Source organism: Pseudoalteromonas shioyasakiensis (assembly GCF_001550135.1).
Lineage (GTDB): Bacteria > Pseudomonadota > Gammaproteobacteria > Enterobacterales > Alteromonadaceae > Pseudoalteromonas > Pseudoalteromonas shioyasakiensis.
The window spans coordinates 45,269-61,388 of sequence record NZ_LRUE01000006.1 but is presented as its reverse complement, the minus strand read 5'-3'; the positions used below and the strand labels follow the sequence as shown (position 1 = coordinate 61,388).

The window sequence follows — 16,120 nt, the reverse complement described above, 5'->3', positions numbered from 1 at the left end:
TTCAAACTTTCTTTCGATTATTTGAAACCGAAGTTTCACTTAACTCTGTGTCACTTTGTTCAGCGCCTTTCGTTGCTGCCCGCCGTGTCAGTGGGGTCGCATTATAGGGAGATGGATTTTTTACGCAAGCACTTTTTTCAATAAAATTTAAAAAAATGTACTGTTCGCTCAGCTTTTGAACTAAACACCCTAAAACTGGGTGTTTTGCAGTCAATTTAGGCCTGTTTGGGTGTATTTATTTGCTTCGCTGTTACACTAGACTGAGCGCATTTTAAAATTAAAAGGTGAATTTATGACTATCCGTTCTTATAAAGGGATCACTCCGACATACGATAATAGTGTTTATATTGATGAGTCATCGGTTTTAGTAGGTGATATATCGCTTGGTAAAGATTCAAGTGTATGGCCTCTTGTTGCTGCGCGAGGTGATGTTAACTATATACGTATTGGTGAACGTACGAACATTCAAGATGGCAGTGTTTTACATTTAACCCGTGCCTCTAAGTCAAACCCCGATGGCTACCCTCTTATTATTGGTGATGATGTCACTGTTGGTCATAAGGTTATGCTACACGGTTGCCAACTTGGTAATCGTATACTTGTTGGTATGGGCGCAATAGTAATGGATAACGCAGTTGTTGAAGATGATGTGATCATTGGTGGTGGTTCACTGGTACCACCTAACAAGCGTTTAGAGTCTGGTTACCTTTATGTAGGTAGCCCTGTAAAACAGGCTCGCCCTTTAACAGAGCAAGAGCGCGCCTTTTTAAAAATCTCTGCTGATAATTATGTTCAGCTTAAAGATGAATACTTAGCTGAGGGCTAAAACACTTCGGTTAATTCAATTTGTCCTGCCGAGTTATACTGCTCATCTTCGATCAGTTGCTCGGCGAGCTCTTCGTAATCGAAACGATAAGATTCAAAGTAATTAACCGCACTGCTTTGATCTGCAAAATCATACTTGCTGGTATCAATAACACACTCCACCATCAAACCACTTACTTGTGCGAAGAATACCAACTGTTTTTCTTCAGGCTTAAATTCGAGTCTGTCTATAAATTGGATAGCTTGATTCACGCAATTTCTCCTGCTTTAAGCGCGTTAACAACGGGAATAATTTCTGGCATTTTATTGCGCCATACAAAATAAGCTTGTGCTGCTTGGCCAACTAGCATGCCACAACCATCGAGTGTTAAACATGCTGGGTTAATCGACTTAACCCAACTAATAAATGCGGTATCGTCATTAGCGTAAAACATATCGTAAGCGCACTGACACTTAGCAACATGGTCTTCAGCTATACCCGGCAGGTCTCCAGTTACACTACTTGAGGTTGAATTAATCACCACATCATAGTTGTTTGCTGGGATATCATTTAAAGCAAAGCCCTGTACATCTATTTCACCATTAAAATGACTCGCTAGTGCCTTTGCTTTTTCGGCGGTACGGTTGGCTATTGTTAAGCTTTCGATATGCTCATTCAATAGTGGTTGAATGACACCTCGCGCTGCACCACCGGCGCCAATAAGAAGAACTCGCAGCCCTTTTAAGGTGACATTATTGGCTAAAAGATCTTTAACAAGTCCTACACCATCGGTGTTATCACCCAGTAGGCTGCCATCGTCAAGCTGTTTAATAGTGTTTACGGCTCCAGCAATTTTCGCTTGCTCTGTTAGTTCATCGACCATGGCAAACGCTTGCTCTTTAAACGGCAAAGTGACATTAACCCCTTTACCACCAGCAGCGAAAAACTCAGCGACAGTTTTTTCAAATGCATCTGTTGGTGCTAAAATGGCACTGTATTGTATTTGCTCGTTTAATGATGCAGCAAATTGTGCGTGTATTGCGGGTGATTTCGAATGTTTTATTGGATTTCCAAAAACCGCGTATTTGTCCATAGTGAAGCAACCTCTTCGCCCTGTAGAGCTTTATTAATATTATGATTAAACGACTTTTTTCTAAATCGAAACCAACGCCTGAAACACCTACCCCAGAAAAAACACCTTACGAAATTATTGGCGGTGAAGCAGGAGCTCGAGCAATTGCAAATCGATTTTACGACATAATGGCCACAGATGAATACGCCAAACCATTATATGATATGCATCCGCAGCCTTTAGATAGAATTCGCCAAGTCTTCTTTGAGTTTTTATCTGGCTGGCTGGGCGGTCCTGACCTATTCGTTGAAAAATATGGTCACCCAATGCTAAGAAAGCGTCACATGCCTTTCCCTATTGATCAAGACCTACGTGACCAATGGATGCATTGTATGAATAAAACGCTTGATATCGAGATTGATAACCCACTACTTCGCGAAGGGTTAAGACAGTCGTTATCGCAACTCGCCAGCCATATGATCAATCAAAACTAACGAAGCTTTGCGCTATATCAATGTACGCTTTTTCTAAATAAAGATAATAAATTTTCCTTAATTTAGAAAAAGCGTCGTCGAATGAAGTCTATCCAATTTAAAATTTATGCCTTGTTAGCACTAACAGGCGTATTGGTATTATTTGCCAGTATATTTAGTAGTGCCCAGCAACAACATGAATTAGCAAGAGATACCGTTGAAAGTAACATAAAACTGCTTGCCGATAATTACTTTGATTCTATTAATACCATGATGCTGACAGGCACTATGGCTAATCGTGAAATTCTAAGTACTAAATTAAGAAGCCACCCTAATATTGAAGACGCTCATATCATACGTAGTCCAATCGTTAATAAAATTTATGGGCCAGGAAATGCCAACCAAGTTGCGACTAACGATGCTGAGCGAAAAGCACTAACAGGCACTGAAGCACTATTTATTGATAATCAAAAAAGTACGATGACTTATCTAAAGCCTATGTTTGCTCGCAGTGATTATAAAGGAACAAACTGCTTAGGCTGCCATCAAGCACAAGAAGGTGATGTGTTAGGTGTAGTAAAAATTAGTTATTCGTTGGCTGATATTGAGCAAGAAGTATCGCAAAACACCTTAATGAACACGCTACTATTAGCGGCTATTTTCATTTCGGCTTTCTCACTACTAGCAGTGATGTTTAGAAAAATTTTCATCAAACGCTTAAAAGTCATTAGCCATACCATGCACTTGGCAACCACCAATAAAGATTTAAGCCTCACGGTAGACGACAGTAATAATGACGAGCTTAGCTCTCTTGCCACCAGCTTTAATCACATGATTGGTGCGTTTAAAGATAATATTGCTCAAGTTTCTCATTCTTCTAAGGTATTGATCCACTCTGCCGAAAGCATTTATGCCTCAGCGGATGCAACCGAGCAAGCGATCTTAAAGCAAAAGCAAGGGACAGATTCGGTCGCTGCCGCCATCAATGAACTAGAAAGCTCATCAAGCGAAGTTAAAAACACCACCCATTTTGCATCTGAAAAGTCAGAGCACAGTAATCAACTTGCACAACAAAGCTTACATGTTGCTGAGCACACTGAGCAAAGTATTAATCAACTTGCGGCAGATGTTAGAGCAGCTGCCGAGCAAGTAAGTCAACTGCAAACCCAAACGTTAGACGTTGGTAAAGTACTCGAGGTGATCAGTAGCATTGCCGAGCAAACTAACTTACTTGCACTTAATGCAGCCATTGAGGCGGCTCGTGCTGGTGAAGCTGGCAGAGGCTTTGCTGTGGTAGCCGATGAAGTACGTACTTTAGCGACCCGCACCCATGACTCAACCGACGAAATTCGCCGCACTATCGACAAGCTACAAAGTGAAGCGGCACAAACCGTTAATACCATGAATAACTCTTGCGAAGAAGCAGACGAAAGAGCTGTGCAAGTTAAGCAAGTAGCTAAAGCATTACGTGATATTTCTTCACAAATGAGTGAGATAAACCAACTTAACGTGCAAATTGCTGATGCCACTGAACAGCAAAACCTCGCGGCTGAAGAAATTAACCAAAGTGTTATCGCAATTAGTGACAATGCCGAGCACTCATTAGTCGATGCCCATGAAAACCAAAAAGTCAGTGAAGAGCTGTTGTCGTTAGCTCGTTCACTTGATGAGCAAGTAAGACGCTTTAAATTAAGCTAAATTGCGCACTTTTCGTGCAACTGCTAGAGTTGTTTTATGCATTTCATAGTAAATAAGGATGTTTAAATGAAATTTATAACAACTCTTTTAGTCTGTATTGGAATTATTGCGGCGCTATTATTTACCTATCAGCACAGCGTTAACGATACTGCTGATCAACTAAGCACTGTTAATGAATATATACATCGTGATGATATTCAACAGATTGCTCAATCTCTTCTCAGCCAAGATAAAACCTCACAAAGCGATAAGTATGAACAAAGTATTGTTGGTGGTTTTGATAAGCTTATTCAGCACCCTGAATATTTTGAGGTGAAACTTGATTTCTATGCCTGTGATATCAGTCAATGCTTAACACAGGTTAGCGCCCCCATTGATACAACACCTGATAAGCTAAAGATATTAAAAGCAGAAGTGCTATTTAGAGTATTGGCAGAGCTGCCAAGCAGTGAAAGTGTTGCCACCCTCGTAGAGGGTGACAACGCAATGTTGGTTCGAGTGGTTTCAATACTTGATTAAAGCTGCCATTGACGTGCAACTAAATCAGATTCTTTGCTATTTAACCAATCTTGCGGGCGTAAATAGTACTGATATAGCTTAGCTTCTGGGCTATCTGCAGCAGGTACATAGTTATATTCCCAACGAGCTAATGGTGGCATCGACATCAAAATTGATTCAGTACGTCCACCGGTTTGTAAGCCAAATAATGTGCCGCGGTCCCAAACAAGATTAAACTCAACATAACGACCACGACGATACAGTTGGAAATCGCGTTGCTGTTCGGTTGTTGGCGTGTCTTTGCGGCGCTCAATTATAGGAAGGTAAGCATCTAAAAAACCATTTCCTACCGCCTGCATAAAGGCAAAGCTTTGTTCAAAGCCAAGCTCATTTAAATCATCAAAGAATAAGCCACCAACACCACGTGTTTCACTGCGGTGTTTTAAATAAAAGTAATCATCACACCAGTTTTTATATTTATCGTAAACCTCAGCACCGAATGGCTGACATAAATCGCTAGCCACCTGATGCCAATGTTGTACATCTTCAAAAACAGGGTAATAAGGGGTTAAATCAAAACCACCACCAAACCACCAAATTGGCTCTTCGCCTTCTTTTTCGGCAATAAAGAAACGGACATTGGCATGGCTAGTTGGAATATGTGGATTATTAGGGTGAATCACTAATGACACACCACATGCATGAAAACTACGACCAGCGAGCTCTGGACGATGTGCTGTTGCTGATGCTGGCATTGAAGCACCAAACACATGCGAGTAGTTTACCCCACCCTGTTCGATGACATTACCACCTTGGATAACACGCGTACGGCCACCACCGCCTTCTGCACGTTGCCAATTGTCTTCAACAAATTTTGCTTTGCCGTCAGCATTTTCAAGGCCCTGACAAATTGTATCTTGTAAGGCCATTAAGTAGGTTTTAACTTGTTCGAGTAGCTCGCTTTGCATGTTTATCCTCTAAATACTTTACCGGTCGCTGCGTCTTTAATCACACTTGGTTGGCTGTTGCCACCTAACGGCTCATCAACATAAAAATCTACTGTGTCTGCAAATTCGCTTTTCGCTTGTGCGATAGTCATTACCGTTTCTTGACCGGTTAAGTTTGCACTTGTTGAAACCAACGGCTTACCAAATTGCTGACACAGGGCTTTTACTGTTGGGTGATCAGTTACACGCACTGCAATAGTATCAAACTGACCCGTTAACCACTTTGGCGTTTCTTTTGCTGCTGGCATCACCCAAGTGATAGCACCTGGCCATTGTGAAAAGATATCAGCACGTTTATCCATGGGGATTTTGGCATCATCTACATACTTTAATAACTGGCCATAATTGTCAGCAATTAAAATTAAGCCTTTTTCTACAGGGCGTTGTTTGATGGCTAAAAGCTTTTCAACCGCAGCTTGGTTATCAGGATCGCAACCAAGACCAAAAACAGCTTCGGTTGGGTAAACAATTACACCGCCTTGCTGCAAAGCGTCAATTGCATTGGCTGGTTGTGCAACAGGATCAGACAAAGAAACTCTCCTAAATAAACAAATTACAAGTGCATTAAGATTCGACTAACTTATGCATACACGACTTCTGCGGGCATTGTAACACAACACCTGAAGCTGTTTTCTTTTCGGTCATAATTGGCCACTGGCAGGCCGGGCACTCGGTCGCCACAGGTTTGTGATTAAGGGTATATTTACAGCGCGGATAGCCATCACAAGAATAAAAGGTTTTGCCAAACTTATTACTACGCGCAACCAGCTGGCCTTTTTTGCATTTAGGACAAGCAGGTAATTGAGGAGCATCGTCAGGCTCTTCATCATGAGCAATATAGTGGCACTCAGGATAGCCAGTACACCCAATAAACATACCGTAGCGGCCATTTTTAATTACTAATGGCTTACCACACTCTGGGCAGGCACTGTCTTCGAGTACTTTTATTTGTTGGCTATCGTGATGAGCTAATGGGCGGATAAAGTCACACTTTGGGTAACTGGCACAGCCTAAGAACGGCCCTGACTTTGAGTTGCGCATAACCAATTCAGAACCGCATTTAGGGCAAACCTCATACTCTTTTTCGAGTGCATGTTTATCTGCAGAAAAAAGAGAATGGTCGATTTTACTCATAAGATTCCTGTGGGGTTGGCTAATTTTCGCCTAATATACCCAAACTCAACAAAGATACAAGCAAAGTCGAATTAATGTAATACATCGGCTGGCTCGTCAAATATTAAGTCTTCCATTTGTGCGTAAGCTTGCTCTGACCCTGGTACATTAAATAACACCATTAGCACCACCCACTTTAGGTCTTCCAAAGAAATAAATGGTTTATCTAGAGCACAAAGTCTATCTATCACCATTTCGCGAGTTACGGTGTTAATTACACCTATTTGCTCGATAAACATTAAAAAGCCGCGACACTCAACACTTAACATTTGGCATTCACTATCAGTGTAAATACGCATAGCATGTTGTGGTTGGGCATTAAGGTACGGGTAGATATCGCTTTGTTGTAAGTCAGCAAGTTGCTCTAGCCAATCAAGGGCTTTGTAGATTTCAGGTTTATTGAAGCCAGCACGAACCAACTCATCGGTAAGTTCGTTCTCTTCAGTAAAGATTTCAGCTTCACTATGGATATAGTTTTCAAAAAGATACATGAGGATGTCAAACATGTTTATGTCCTCCTAGTCTTATATAACCATCTAGTACTCGTTCGATTTTATCTGCGAGCTCTAGGTCGAGTAACCGAGCTTGTACTTCGTCTACAGGTAATTGGCTGCGCTGTGTTATTTGATCAACACTTGTTACCTCATACCCTATACTTTTGAACACTGGGCAGTCGGGTTCATCTGCAATAGGCTGTTCTATACTATATAGACTGTTTTCACAGAAAAAGCTCACTTCATCAAGAATATCAGTAATATTTTCTGTCAATTTAGCGCCTTGCTTAATTAAAAAATGGCTTGCCTCTGATAGTGGGCTTTTTATCGAACCCGGCACGGCAAACACCTCTTTATTTTGCTCAAGCGCATAGCGCACTGTCACCAATGAGCCACTTTTAATTTGCGCTTCGACAATCAACACTCCTAATGATAATCCAGAGATAATACGGTTTCGGCGCGGAAAATTAGCGGCATTAGCAGCCGTTCCCGGTAAGAACTCAGAAACCAATAAGCCCCGCTCAGCAACCTGTTTAATGAGTAAGCGATGGCGTTTTGGATAAGCAATATCGATACCCGTACCAAGTACGGCAATGGTGTTTCCTGACCCTGCTAATGCGCCTTTATGGGCTGCACCATCAATTCCCATAGCCATACCTGTTGTCACCGTCATGCCAACAGCAGAAAGTTGATGGGCAAACTCAGCAGCGACTTCAAGCCCTGTCGGTGTGGCATTACGACTACCGACAATTGCTATTTGCGGTGACAGTAATAGTTCTGTGTTACCTAAACAAAATAATAAGATAGGTGCATTGGCTATTTGCTTGAGTAAGGGCGGATAGCTGCTATCAAAATAGCTTATGACTTTGATTTTAAGTCTTGCTATTAACTCTTGGTAGTGGGCTACTAACTGCCAGTCAGTATTAACTAAGTTATCGGCTTGGCTTTGTGATAAACCCAGCTGCTGAAGCTCTAAACTAGATAGCTTAAATAGCTCATCCAGTGGCTGTCTTTGACTTAATGCAATAAGGCTTTTTATTCCAAGCCCTTTACATAAATAAAAGGCAAGCCAATGGGATAGCTTGCCTGAAACCTGTGCCATGCTCCCTCCTTAGAGCGCCCAAATTGTGAGTTAGTTTATAACTGCATAATCTCCAACTCGGATCGGGTGCTGATTCTTCACAATCAATGCGTAGCTAACGTTGTCATATACCTTAAACACCATTAACTCACCGACTTTTTTCTTTGGCATGTGCCATACATTACTGTCTTCATCGCTTTCAATTCCTAACACATCATTTGCATCAGTCATGAATTTCTCAAGACTGTTAGAATCTTCGCGGTAACGCGGACCATTGCGGCCGTCATACACTTCAGGTGATTGACGCTGAATATCAAGTACAAAACCTGGTTTCACTTGGTCTGAACCTAAGTTTAGTACAACAATGTCCATGGTACTAAATTCACGCATTTCATTAGCTGCGGCGATAATAGTGCCATCTAAAGTAGCTTCAGGGCGTTTCATAGTGAAATAGGCTGGCAACATTTGCCCTTCCATCGCCGGCATTAAAAAGTCATGCGGCTTAATTTCTTGTTTTACCAGTTCAACTTTAACTGAGGCAGGTACGCCGTTTTCTACGTCACCGCTTCTAAATGCGCGAACAATCGCCACTAATTCCGCTTTATTCGCTAGTACTTCATTGGTATTTGGATCAACAAGATCATTGCCTTTACGGTATACGCCATAAGCTTCGTTAAGTGTTAAGTCACCTTTAACGTAAAGCGTATGGCCCATAGTATTCATTTTGGTATTAACACTGGCACCCAAAATATATGGTTTTTGTGCAATAACATCGGCGCTAATCGCTTGCTCATAACTCAAATATGGGCGCAGCAACTCCAAAGGCAACGTCGGCACTGCTTGCTTGCCTTTTGGTGTAATTCGCCCTTCTGGAGAGAGTTTTTTATAACGCGCATTTTTAACTAAACGAGGATTTCCGTCTTTATCGTAAATTAAAGTGAGCGCATCACCCGGGTATATTAAATGCGGATTCGCAATTTGCGGGTTCATTTGCCATAAATCAGGCCATTGCCAAGGTTCATCAAGATACACGCCCGAGATATCCCAAAGCGTATCGCCTTTTTTGACAACATATTGTTTTGGTGCATCTTTTTTAATTGTTAAAACATCAGCAGCTACCGGAAAAGCACAGCTAATGGCTAACAAAGCCGCAACTAGTGGGTATCTCATTTGGCTTCCTTGAGTTGTTTTTAGATTATTATCGACCAAAACCTGTTAAAGGTGAACACGAATGGCTAAAATAAGAGCATACAATACCCTAAATGAATCACAAGTGTAAAAGGTAACTATGGCTAGGTTAGAAGTTTTGAGATTTCCGGATGAGCGTTTACGTACAATCGCGAAAGAAGTACCAGAAGTAAACGATGAAGTTCGTCAAATCGTAAAAGACATGCTTGAAACTATGTATGACGAAAACGGTATCGGCTTAGCAGCGACGCAAGTAGATATCCACCAGCGAATTGTGGTGATCGACGTATCTGAAGAGCGCGACCAACCGTTAGTGTTAATCAACCCAGAAATCACCAAAAAAGATGGTTCAACGGTGAGTGAAGAAGGCTGTTTATCTGTTCCTTACTCATACGCAAAAGTTGACCGCGCAGAAACAGTTACTGTTAAAGCGCTTAATGAAAACGGTGAAGAGTTTAGCCTTGACGCTGACGAGCTATTAGCGATTTGTATTCAGCATGAGCTTGATCACCTTAAAGGCACCCTATTTATTGATTATCTATCGCCTTTAAAGCGCCAACGTATCCGTAAAAAGCTTGAAAAAGAAGCTAAGCTGGCTGCTAAATCATAAGTTAATCAATAGGAATATCTGTGACACAACCATTACGCATTATTTTTGCTGGTACGCCGGATTTCGCTGCGCGCCATTTACAAGCACTGATTGACTCAGAGCACGAAGTTGTTGGTGTATATAGCCAACCGGATCGACCAGCGGGCCGAGGTAAAAAGCTAAAAGCCAGTGAAGTTAAAGAACTGGCACTTGCTCATGATTTACCTGTATTTCAACCGCAATCACTAAAATCAGATGAAGCACTTGCAGAGCTTACCAGCCTGAACGCCGATATTATGATTGTGGTGGCGTACGGCTTACTGTTACCAAAAGCGATTTTAGATGCACCGCGCTTAGGCTGCTTAAACGTGCATGGCTCTATTTTACCGCGCTGGCGTGGTGCTTCACCGATCCAACGTGCTATTTGGGCTGGTGACAATGAAACCGGTGTAACAATAATGCAAATGGATGAAGGCTTAGATACCGGCGATATGCTGCATATCAGCCGTTGCCCGATTGATAGCACAGAAACCAGTAGCTCTTTATACGATAAATTAGCTGCACTTGGTCCTGATGCACTGATCAGTACAATCAATCGTCTTGCTGCAGGTGAAATCACCCCAGAAAAGCAAGATGACGCACAAGCAAATTACGCCAAGAAGCTATCAAAAGACGAAGCCAATATTGATTGGTCAATGGATGCTGCGCAAATTGAGCGTAATATCCGTGCCTTTAATCCATGGCCTGTTTGCTTTACTGAAATGGCAGGACAAACGGTAAAAATTTGGCAAGCCGAAGTTGTATCGCAAACTGCACAAGCCGGTAAAATCATTGCTGCTGATAAGCAAGGTATTACCGTTGGCTGTGGGCAAGATGCACTTAAAATCACCCTTCTTCAACCACAAGGTAAAAAACCAATGGCTGTTACTGACTTTTTAAATGGTCGCAGTGATTGGGTTGAACCTGGCTCAGTATTAGGTCAAAGCAATGAGTAATGTAAGAGCACTTGCTGCTGAAACCCTCTATAACGTGGTCGATAAAGGTGCATCACTAAATCAAGAACTACCTTTTGCAAGCCAAGGATTATCGCCGAAAGATAAAGCCCTACTACAACAAATTTGCTACGGTGTGCTGCGCTATTTACCTAGCCTAGAAAATTATTGTCAGCAACTTTTAGATCAACCACTTAAAGGTAAGCGCCGTATTTTCCAGTTCTTGTTGTATGTGGGTATTTACCAACTTCAACACATGCGTGTACCGCCTCATGCAGCCATCAGCGAAACGGTTAATGCGCTTCAGCAAATGCGCGCACTGGGTTTAAAAGGCCTGATTAACGCTATTTTACGCAGTTTCCAACGTGAACAAGTTGAGCTTGAAGAAAAAGCAAAGCAAATTCCTGTTTGCAAATTTAACCACCCAGGTTGGTTTATCAAACAAGTAACCGCAGCTTACCCTGATAACTGGCAAGAAATCCTTGAAGCGAATCAGCTGCAAGCACCTATGTGGTTACGTGTAAACCAAGCGCAATATAGCACCCAAGAATACAGCGAGATGCTTAAAGCAAATGATATTGAGCATACCCTTAATGCTGATTTTCCTGATGGTATTAAACTAGCTAAACCGTGTGATGTATACGCACTGCCAGAATTTGATACCGGTGCCTGCTCAGTTCAAGATGCAGCGGCACAATTAGCAGCACGCTTTTTAGATCCTCAAAATGATGATGTCATTTTAGATGCGTGTGCAGCGCCAGGTGGTAAAACGTGTCATATCCTAGAGCTTGCTGATGCCGACGTATTAGCACTTGATAGCGACAGCGAGCGCCTAGAACGTGTTAAGCAAAACTTAGTGCGTATTGGTTTAGCTGCCGATTTACAATGTGCCGATGCTTCACAACCTCACATCTGGTGGGATGAGCAGCAATTTGACCGTATTTTGCTTGATGTGCCTTGTTCAGCAACTGGCGTGATCCGTCGTCACCCTGATATTAAATGGTTACGTCGTGCATCTGATATTGAAGATCTGGCTAATTTACAAGGCGATATCTTAAATAGCATCTGGCCTCTACTTAAGCCTGGTGGTACGTTAGTTTATGCGACCTGCTCTGTATTACCGCAAGAGAACCAACAACAAGTTGCTAAGTTCCTTGCCAATAATCCAAGTGCTGAACACATACCTTTGCATGAAAACGACACCCCTACTTTACCTGGCCTGCAATTATTGCCTGGTGAAAGTGACGGTTTCTATTATGCAAAGCTAGTTAAAAAACACTAATAAGAACAAGCTATGAAAATAATCATACTCGGTGCCGGACAAGTTGGTGGCACACTGGCAGAAAACCTCGTAGGTGAGCAAAATGAGATCACCGTTGTCGATATCGACGGTAACCGTTTGCGTGAGCTACAAGATAAGTACGACTTACAAGGTGTTACTGGCCACAGTGCGCATCCCGATGTATTGCGTCGCGCAGGCGCAGAAGACGCCGATATGATTATTGCCGTAACCAGTTCAGATGAAGTGAACATGGTTGCTTGCCAGGTTGCTTATAGTATTTTTAACACGCCAACCAAAATTGCCCGTATTCGCTCAGAGCAATACTTAAAGTACCGTGAAAAGCTATTTCATAACGACGACTTACCTGTTGACCACTACATTGCTCCAGAAGCGCTGGTAACTAAGTATATTCGTCGCTTAATCGACTATCCGGGTGCTTTACAGGTATTACAATTTGCCGATGGCATGTTATCGCTAGTTGCGGTGAAAGCCTATTACGGTGGTTTGCTGGTGGGTTATGCACTTTCAGCCTTGAAAGAGCACATCCCGAATGTCGAAACCCGGGTAGCGGCTATTTATCGTCAAGGTAAAGCGATTAAACCGCTTGGCACAACGGTTATCGAAGCGGACGATGAAGTGTTCTTTATCGCTGCAACAAAGCATATTCGAGCAGTTATGAATGAGCTGCAAAAGCTCGAACGTTCATACAAAAAGATCATGATTGCTGGTGGTGGTAATATCGGTGCGGGCCTTGCGCGTTCACTTGAGAAAAACCACAGTGTGAAGCTGCTTGAGCGCAATAAAGAGCGCGCAGCACAGCTCTCTGAAATGCTTGATAACACCGTGGTATTTTGTGGCGATGCTTCTGATCAAGAACTGTTATCTGAAGAACATATTGAACAAGTGGATGTGTTCATCGCGGTTACTAACGACGATGAAGCAAACATTATGTCTGCGATGCTGGCAAAGCGTATGGGCGCACAAAAAACCATGGTGCTTATTCAGCGTGGCGCTTATGTAGACCTAGTTCAAGGTGGTGAGATTGATATTGCTATTTCACCTCAGCAAGCCACTATCTCGGCGCTGTTAACACACGTTCGCCGTGGTGACATTGTTAATGTTTATTCGTTACGTAAGGGCGCAGCAGAAGCCATTGAGGCTGTCGCTCATGGTGATGAGCATACTTCTAAAGTTGTTGGCCGAGCAATTGCTGATATCAAACTACCTGCTGGAACAACCATTGGTGCAATTGTGCGTAACGATGATGTACTGATTGCCCATGACGATACGGTTATTCAGTCGGGCGACCATGTAATCATGTTCTTGATTGATAAAAAGCACATTACAGTTGTTGAAAAGCTGTTCCAAGTAAGTGCTATCTTCTTGTAAAAAAGCTTATAAACGAAAAAAGCAGCCATGACAGCTGCTTTACGACTCTTGAAGTGAAAGTACCTAACTTTTCTAAAAGATTCTATTGAATTTGAGCGAACTCTTCTTTTGAAAGTTCGCCATTACCATCACTATCTAGCTCTGGAAATAACTTTTCAAGCTGCATATTTGCAGACGCTTCCTCTTTGCTGATCACACCATCACCGTCAGTATCGAATGTTGAAAAGCTTACGCCTTGTGCAAAGGCTGCTGATGACGTTGCTAGTGCTAAAATTGCGATTGTTGTGCTTAACTGTTTCATAATAACTACCTTAAATTTGAAAAGAGTGAAATCCGTTTCTGAGATCCCTGTTTAGTGGAAATTGGTATAACTACGTATTAATTCAGTTATTCGGCTTCAGAGAACTCAGCTTCTGTAAGAACGCCGTCGCCATTCACGTCTAATGTTTTAAACTGCGACATAATTTTTGCGTCAACGGCTGCTTCACTTTTGCTAACCACGCCGTTACCGTCTACGTCTAAGGTGTCAAAATCAGTTGCTGCAAAAGCTGCTGAAGAAGATGCAAGAGCGATTAAAGCTAATGTTTTGTTTACTGTTTTCATAATCATATTCCTTCAATTTTAAGAGTGTTAGCTGATCACACTTCCAGTGTTGTCCTTTGTCATGGATTCCCTTATCCATTTAGGCTGTCTTTGGCAGCTCAGAACTAATCAGCTAAATAAACTGGTTTTGCTTAATCACATTAAGCTTTTGAAAATTCTTGTTTCGATAACTCACCGTTACCGTCAGTGTCTAATTCACTGAATTTGCTCATTAGCTCTGCATCTACCGATGCTTCGCTTTGGCTGATAACACCATTGCCATCAACATCTAGAGTATCGAAATCACTCATCGCAAATGCTGCAGATGAAGATACAAGTGCCATAAGTGCTAGTGTTTTATTTACTGTGTTCATAATGTCATTCCTTCAAAATGTGCTGTCTTGAGTTAGAAGTCCTTTTCAGCGTGTCCTTACAATGAAATTAAGCTTTTGAGTACTCTTGTTTAGACAGCTCACCGTTGCCGTCTGTATCAAGCTCTTTAAATTGGCTCATTAACGTTTCGCTTACTGATGCTTCGCTTTTGCTGATAGCGCCATCGCCATTAACATCCAGTGTGTCAAAGTCAGCGGCAAACGCTGCTGATGAAGTTGCAAGAGCTACAAGTGCTAAAGTTTTGTGTAACGTTTTCATAATCACTATTCCTTCAATGTTGTCTCAACTGTGATAAAGGATATGTTCCTGAATCAGTTTTTCTCTGTGTTCGCTAAGACTATTTCAACTTCGATGCCAAAGTTAAAAAGAACAATAAAATCAGTGCATTAAATTAAAATATCGAGAATTAGGGGGAAATAACGCGATTTTTTTGTTGCTGTTTTGCAACAAGCTCGGTGGTTGGTTTTACGCTTCTTTTAAAATCAATAAGTTACCAAGATTAAAATGGAGACAATAGCGATTAACTCGGATTAGAAAACAGAAAAATTAGAAATTTGAAAATAAACTCTATCTGAACAACAAAACTTGAAGAAAAAAATCGAAATTAATTTAATTAATAACATATTGATTTAATTTGTTATTTTAATTTATTTATAAATTAATTTTAATATTTATAGGTTTAAATCGAGGAAAATAGCCATTTTGTTGCAAAATGGCGAATTGGTATTAGATATCCAACACAGAAAGGTCAATTAAGTGCTCTTTCATAAACGCTTTCATTTCATCTTCACTCGTATCAAGCTGTACACCGAACATAAAACCGCCTGCTCTTTTGCGCACGCTACATACTGTGCCATTAAACTCACGTTTACTAAGTGTGATTTGGCAGCTTTGCCCTTTAAAAGCGCTTAAGTCCTCCTTGCTATTAAGATCAAACTGCACGCCTGTGAGTGAAATATCTTTAATAAGCCCTGCCAGTTTTTGCTCTGCAATGACTAAGTTTGCAGGGAATAACGTAGGAATACGTGCTTCACTACGTAAGCTATAAAGCTGCACTTGCTTAGGAAACTCGAGAAAAATTAAACGGTGAGGATGCGATGCCAAGGCGCTTATTTGCTGACGAAAAGCAATTACTTGCCCACCACCCGCTTCAAGTACCGCGCGTATAACGACCATCACCCCATCTTTGATGAAATCACTACCATTTGCTAAACGCTTTGCTGATGGGTAATTGATAATGATGTACTGATCATTCATCAAACCAATAAATTCTGTTTTTACGCGTTTACTGTCGGTTGGTGTGGTAATTTCAACATCTACCAAGCTACCCGCAGGGATACAGGTTAGCTTTTCTAGATTACGTTGTTTTTGAGTTTTTGGCACAGTAATGCCTCCACTTCTAGA

At 41.7% G+C, this 16,120-nt stretch carries 21 protein-coding genes; 8 read left to right on the top strand and 13 right to left on the bottom strand.

Translation table 11 applies throughout. From position 1 onward, the window contains the following. Window positions 1-292: 292 nt before the first annotated feature. Complete coding sequence (locus PASHI_RS03625; protein ID WP_058583694.1) at window positions 293-826, top strand: gamma carbonic anhydrase family protein; 534 nt, start codon at window positions 293-295, stop codon at window positions 824-826. On the opposite strand, the gene PASHI_RS03620 is transcribed toward PASHI_RS03625, so the two are convergent. Continuing rightward, entirely contained in the window at window positions 823-1,077 is a 255-nt protein-coding gene (locus PASHI_RS03620) for a DUF1488 family protein (RefSeq protein ID WP_054563787.1), read from the bottom strand. The two genes, PASHI_RS03625 and PASHI_RS03620, sit on opposite strands and share 4 nt — an antisense overlap. Then, a complete protein-coding gene (gene aroE / locus PASHI_RS03615; protein ID WP_062564613.1) occupies window positions 1,074-1,898 on the bottom strand; it encodes a shikimate dehydrogenase in 825 nt (274 codons plus the stop codon). The genes PASHI_RS03620 and aroE overlap by 4 nt, the downstream gene beginning before the upstream one ends. A gap of 41 nt (window positions 1,899-1,939) precedes the next feature. Here aroE and PASHI_RS03610 point away from each other — a divergent pair, with 41 nt between their 5' ends. From PASHI_RS03610 to PASHI_RS03600, 3 genes are all read left to right on the top strand, one after another. Next, window positions 1,940-2,371 carry a group II truncated hemoglobin gene (locus tag PASHI_RS03610; protein ID WP_054554758.1) on the top strand — a complete coding sequence of 144 codons (432 nt, stop codon included), beginning with the start codon at window positions 1,940-1,942 and terminating at the stop codon, window positions 2,369-2,371. 81 nt (window positions 2,372-2,452) lie between these two features. Next, window positions 2,453-4,048 carry a methyl-accepting chemotaxis protein gene (locus PASHI_RS03605; RefSeq protein WP_054563785.1) on the top strand — a complete coding sequence of 532 codons (1,596 nt, stop codon included), beginning with the start codon at window positions 2,453-2,455 and terminating at the stop codon, window positions 4,046-4,048. A gap of 66 nt (window positions 4,049-4,114) precedes the next feature. Then, window positions 4,115-4,567 carry a hypothetical protein gene (locus PASHI_RS03600; RefSeq protein ID WP_062564612.1) on the top strand — a complete coding sequence of 151 codons (453 nt, stop codon included), beginning with the start codon at window positions 4,115-4,117 and terminating at the stop codon, window positions 4,565-4,567. Here PASHI_RS03600 and hemF read toward each other — a convergent pair. The 6 genes from hemF to PASHI_RS03570 form a co-directional block, all read right to left on the bottom strand. Then, complete coding sequence (gene hemF, locus PASHI_RS03595) at window positions 4,564-5,514, bottom strand: oxygen-dependent coproporphyrinogen oxidase (protein ID WP_062564611.1); 951 nt, start codon at window positions 5,512-5,514, stop codon at window positions 4,564-4,566. The genes PASHI_RS03600 and hemF overlap by 4 nt on opposite strands. Window positions 5,515-5,516: 2 nt before the next feature. Beyond that, window positions 5,517-6,083: an L-threonylcarbamoyladenylate synthase type 1 TsaC gene (tsaC, locus tag PASHI_RS03590; protein WP_062564610.1), complete on the bottom strand. Its 567-nt coding sequence runs from the start codon at window positions 6,081-6,083 to the stop codon at window positions 5,517-5,519. Between the two features lie 34 nt (window positions 6,084-6,117). Continuing rightward, on the bottom strand, window positions 6,118-6,687 hold the full coding sequence (locus PASHI_RS03585; protein ID WP_062564609.1) for a DNA topoisomerase family protein: 570 nt from the start codon (window positions 6,685-6,687) through the stop codon (window positions 6,118-6,120). 71 nt (window positions 6,688-6,758) lie between these two features. Beyond that, window positions 6,759-7,232, bottom strand: coding sequence for a DUF494 family protein (locus PASHI_RS03580; protein WP_054563780.1), 474 nt, complete (start codon window positions 7,230-7,232; stop codon window positions 6,759-6,761). Next, entirely contained in the window at window positions 7,225-8,322 is a 1,098-nt protein-coding gene (gene dprA, locus PASHI_RS03575; RefSeq protein ID WP_062564608.1) for a DNA-processing protein DprA, read from the bottom strand. Before dprA ends, PASHI_RS03580 begins: the two co-directional genes overlap by 8 nt. Window positions 8,323-8,352: 30 nt before the next feature. Beyond that, a complete protein-coding gene (locus tag PASHI_RS03570) occupies window positions 8,353-9,471 on the bottom strand; it encodes a LysM peptidoglycan-binding domain-containing protein (RefSeq protein WP_062564607.1) in 1,119 nt (372 codons plus the stop codon). Between the two features lie 118 nt (window positions 9,472-9,589). Here PASHI_RS03570 and def point away from each other — a divergent pair, with 118 nt between their 5' ends. From def to trkA, 4 genes are read left to right on the top strand one after another with little or no spacing between them, the layout of a single operon-like run. Then, window positions 9,590-10,099, top strand: coding sequence for a peptide deformylase (gene def, locus PASHI_RS03565; protein WP_054554770.1), 510 nt, complete (start codon window positions 9,590-9,592; stop codon window positions 10,097-10,099). A gap of 20 nt (window positions 10,100-10,119) precedes the next feature. Then, on the top strand, window positions 10,120-11,073 hold the full coding sequence (fmt, locus tag PASHI_RS03560; protein WP_062564606.1) for a methionyl-tRNA formyltransferase: 954 nt from the start codon (window positions 10,120-10,122) through the stop codon (window positions 11,071-11,073). Beyond that, window positions 11,066-12,352 (top strand): 16S rRNA (cytosine(967)-C(5))-methyltransferase RsmB, encoded by a 1,287-nt coding sequence (gene rsmB, locus PASHI_RS03555; RefSeq protein ID WP_054563776.1) that lies wholly within the window; start codon window positions 11,066-11,068, stop codon window positions 12,350-12,352. Before fmt ends, rsmB begins: the two co-directional genes overlap by 8 nt. 12 nt (window positions 12,353-12,364) lie before the next feature. Beyond that, window positions 12,365-13,741: a Trk system potassium transporter TrkA gene (gene trkA / locus PASHI_RS03550; RefSeq protein WP_054563775.1), complete on the top strand. Its 1,377-nt coding sequence runs from the start codon at window positions 12,365-12,367 to the stop codon at window positions 13,739-13,741. A gap of 82 nt (window positions 13,742-13,823) precedes the next feature. Here the strand turns inward: trkA and PASHI_RS03545 are convergent, their stop codons facing one another. The 5 genes from PASHI_RS03545 to PASHI_RS03525 all read right to left on the bottom strand — a co-directional run bounded on the left by PASHI_RS03545 (window position 13,824) and on the right by PASHI_RS03525 (window position 16,099). After that, on the bottom strand, window positions 13,824-14,042 hold the full coding sequence (locus PASHI_RS03545) for an EF-hand domain-containing protein (protein WP_054563774.1): 219 nt from the start codon (window positions 14,040-14,042) through the stop codon (window positions 13,824-13,826). An 86-nt stretch (window positions 14,043-14,128) separates the two neighbouring features. Beyond that, window positions 14,129-14,344 (bottom strand): EF-hand domain-containing protein, encoded by a 216-nt coding sequence (locus PASHI_RS03540; protein WP_055022185.1) that lies wholly within the window; start codon window positions 14,342-14,344, stop codon window positions 14,129-14,131. Window positions 14,345-14,484: 140 nt separating this feature from the next. Then, window positions 14,485-14,697, bottom strand: coding sequence for an EF-hand domain-containing protein (locus PASHI_RS03535; protein WP_054554776.1), 213 nt, complete (start codon window positions 14,695-14,697; stop codon window positions 14,485-14,487). 67 nt (window positions 14,698-14,764) lie between these two features. After that, complete coding sequence (locus tag PASHI_RS03530; RefSeq protein WP_054563772.1) at window positions 14,765-14,974, bottom strand: EF-hand domain-containing protein; 210 nt, start codon at window positions 14,972-14,974, stop codon at window positions 14,765-14,767. Between the two features lie 468 nt (window positions 14,975-15,442). Further along, on the bottom strand, window positions 15,443-16,099 hold the full coding sequence (locus PASHI_RS03525) for a flagellar brake domain-containing protein (RefSeq protein WP_055022186.1): 657 nt from the start codon (window positions 16,097-16,099) through the stop codon (window positions 15,443-15,445). Window positions 16,100-16,120 lie beyond the last annotated feature (21 nt).

What these genes read in the sequence shown, in the direction of transcription:
- PASHI_RS03600 (WP_062564612.1), top strand. Translation starts at nt 4,115, where the DNA reads ATGAAATTTATAACAACTCTTTTAGTCTGTATTGGAATTATTGCGGCG.
- trkA (WP_054563775.1), top strand. Translation starts at nt 12,365, where the DNA reads ATGAAAATAATCATACTCGGTGCCGGACAAGTTGGTGGCACACTGGCA.
- PASHI_RS03580 (WP_054563780.1), bottom strand. Translation starts at nt 7,232, where the DNA reads ATGTTTGACATCCTCATGTATCTTTTTGAAAACTATATCCATAGTGAA.
- PASHI_RS03530 (WP_054563772.1), bottom strand. Translation starts at nt 14,974, where the DNA reads ATGAAAACGTTACACAAAACTTTAGCACTTGTAGCTCTTGCAACTTCA.
- PASHI_RS03625 (WP_058583694.1), top strand. Translation starts at nt 293, where the DNA reads ATGACTATCCGTTCTTATAAAGGGATCACTCCGACATACGATAATAGT.
- PASHI_RS03535 (WP_054554776.1), bottom strand. Translation starts at nt 14,697, where the DNA reads ATGAACACAGTAAATAAAACACTAGCACTTATGGCACTTGTATCTTCA.
- PASHI_RS03610 (WP_054554758.1), top strand. Translation starts at nt 1,940, where the DNA reads ATGATTAAACGACTTTTTTCTAAATCGAAACCAACGCCTGAAACACCT.
- dprA (WP_062564608.1), bottom strand. Translation starts at nt 8,322, where the DNA reads ATGGCACAGGTTTCAGGCAAGCTATCCCATTGGCTTGCCTTTTATTTA.
- PASHI_RS03545 (WP_054563774.1), bottom strand. Translation starts at nt 14,042, where the DNA reads ATGAAACAGTTAAGCACAACAATCGCAATTTTAGCACTAGCAACGTCA.
- aroE (WP_062564613.1), bottom strand. Translation starts at nt 1,898, where the DNA reads ATGGACAAATACGCGGTTTTTGGAAATCCAATAAAACATTCGAAATCA.
- PASHI_RS03570 (WP_062564607.1), bottom strand. Translation starts at nt 9,471, where the DNA reads ATGAGATACCCACTAGTTGCGGCTTTGTTAGCCATTAGCTGTGCTTTT.
- hemF (WP_062564611.1), bottom strand. Translation starts at nt 5,514, where the DNA reads ATGCAAAGCGAGCTACTCGAACAAGTTAAAACCTACTTAATGGCCTTA.
- PASHI_RS03605 (WP_054563785.1), top strand. Translation starts at nt 2,453, where the DNA reads ATGAAGTCTATCCAATTTAAAATTTATGCCTTGTTAGCACTAACAGGC.
- PASHI_RS03540 (WP_055022185.1), bottom strand. Translation starts at nt 14,344, where the DNA reads ATGAAAACAGTAAACAAAACATTAGCTTTAATCGCTCTTGCATCTTCT.
- PASHI_RS03585 (WP_062564609.1), bottom strand. Translation starts at nt 6,687, where the DNA reads ATGAGTAAAATCGACCATTCTCTTTTTTCTGCAGATAAACATGCACTC.
- def (WP_054554770.1), top strand. Translation starts at nt 9,590, where the DNA reads ATGGCTAGGTTAGAAGTTTTGAGATTTCCGGATGAGCGTTTACGTACA.
- rsmB (WP_054563776.1), top strand. Translation starts at nt 11,066, where the DNA reads ATGAGTAATGTAAGAGCACTTGCTGCTGAAACCCTCTATAACGTGGTC.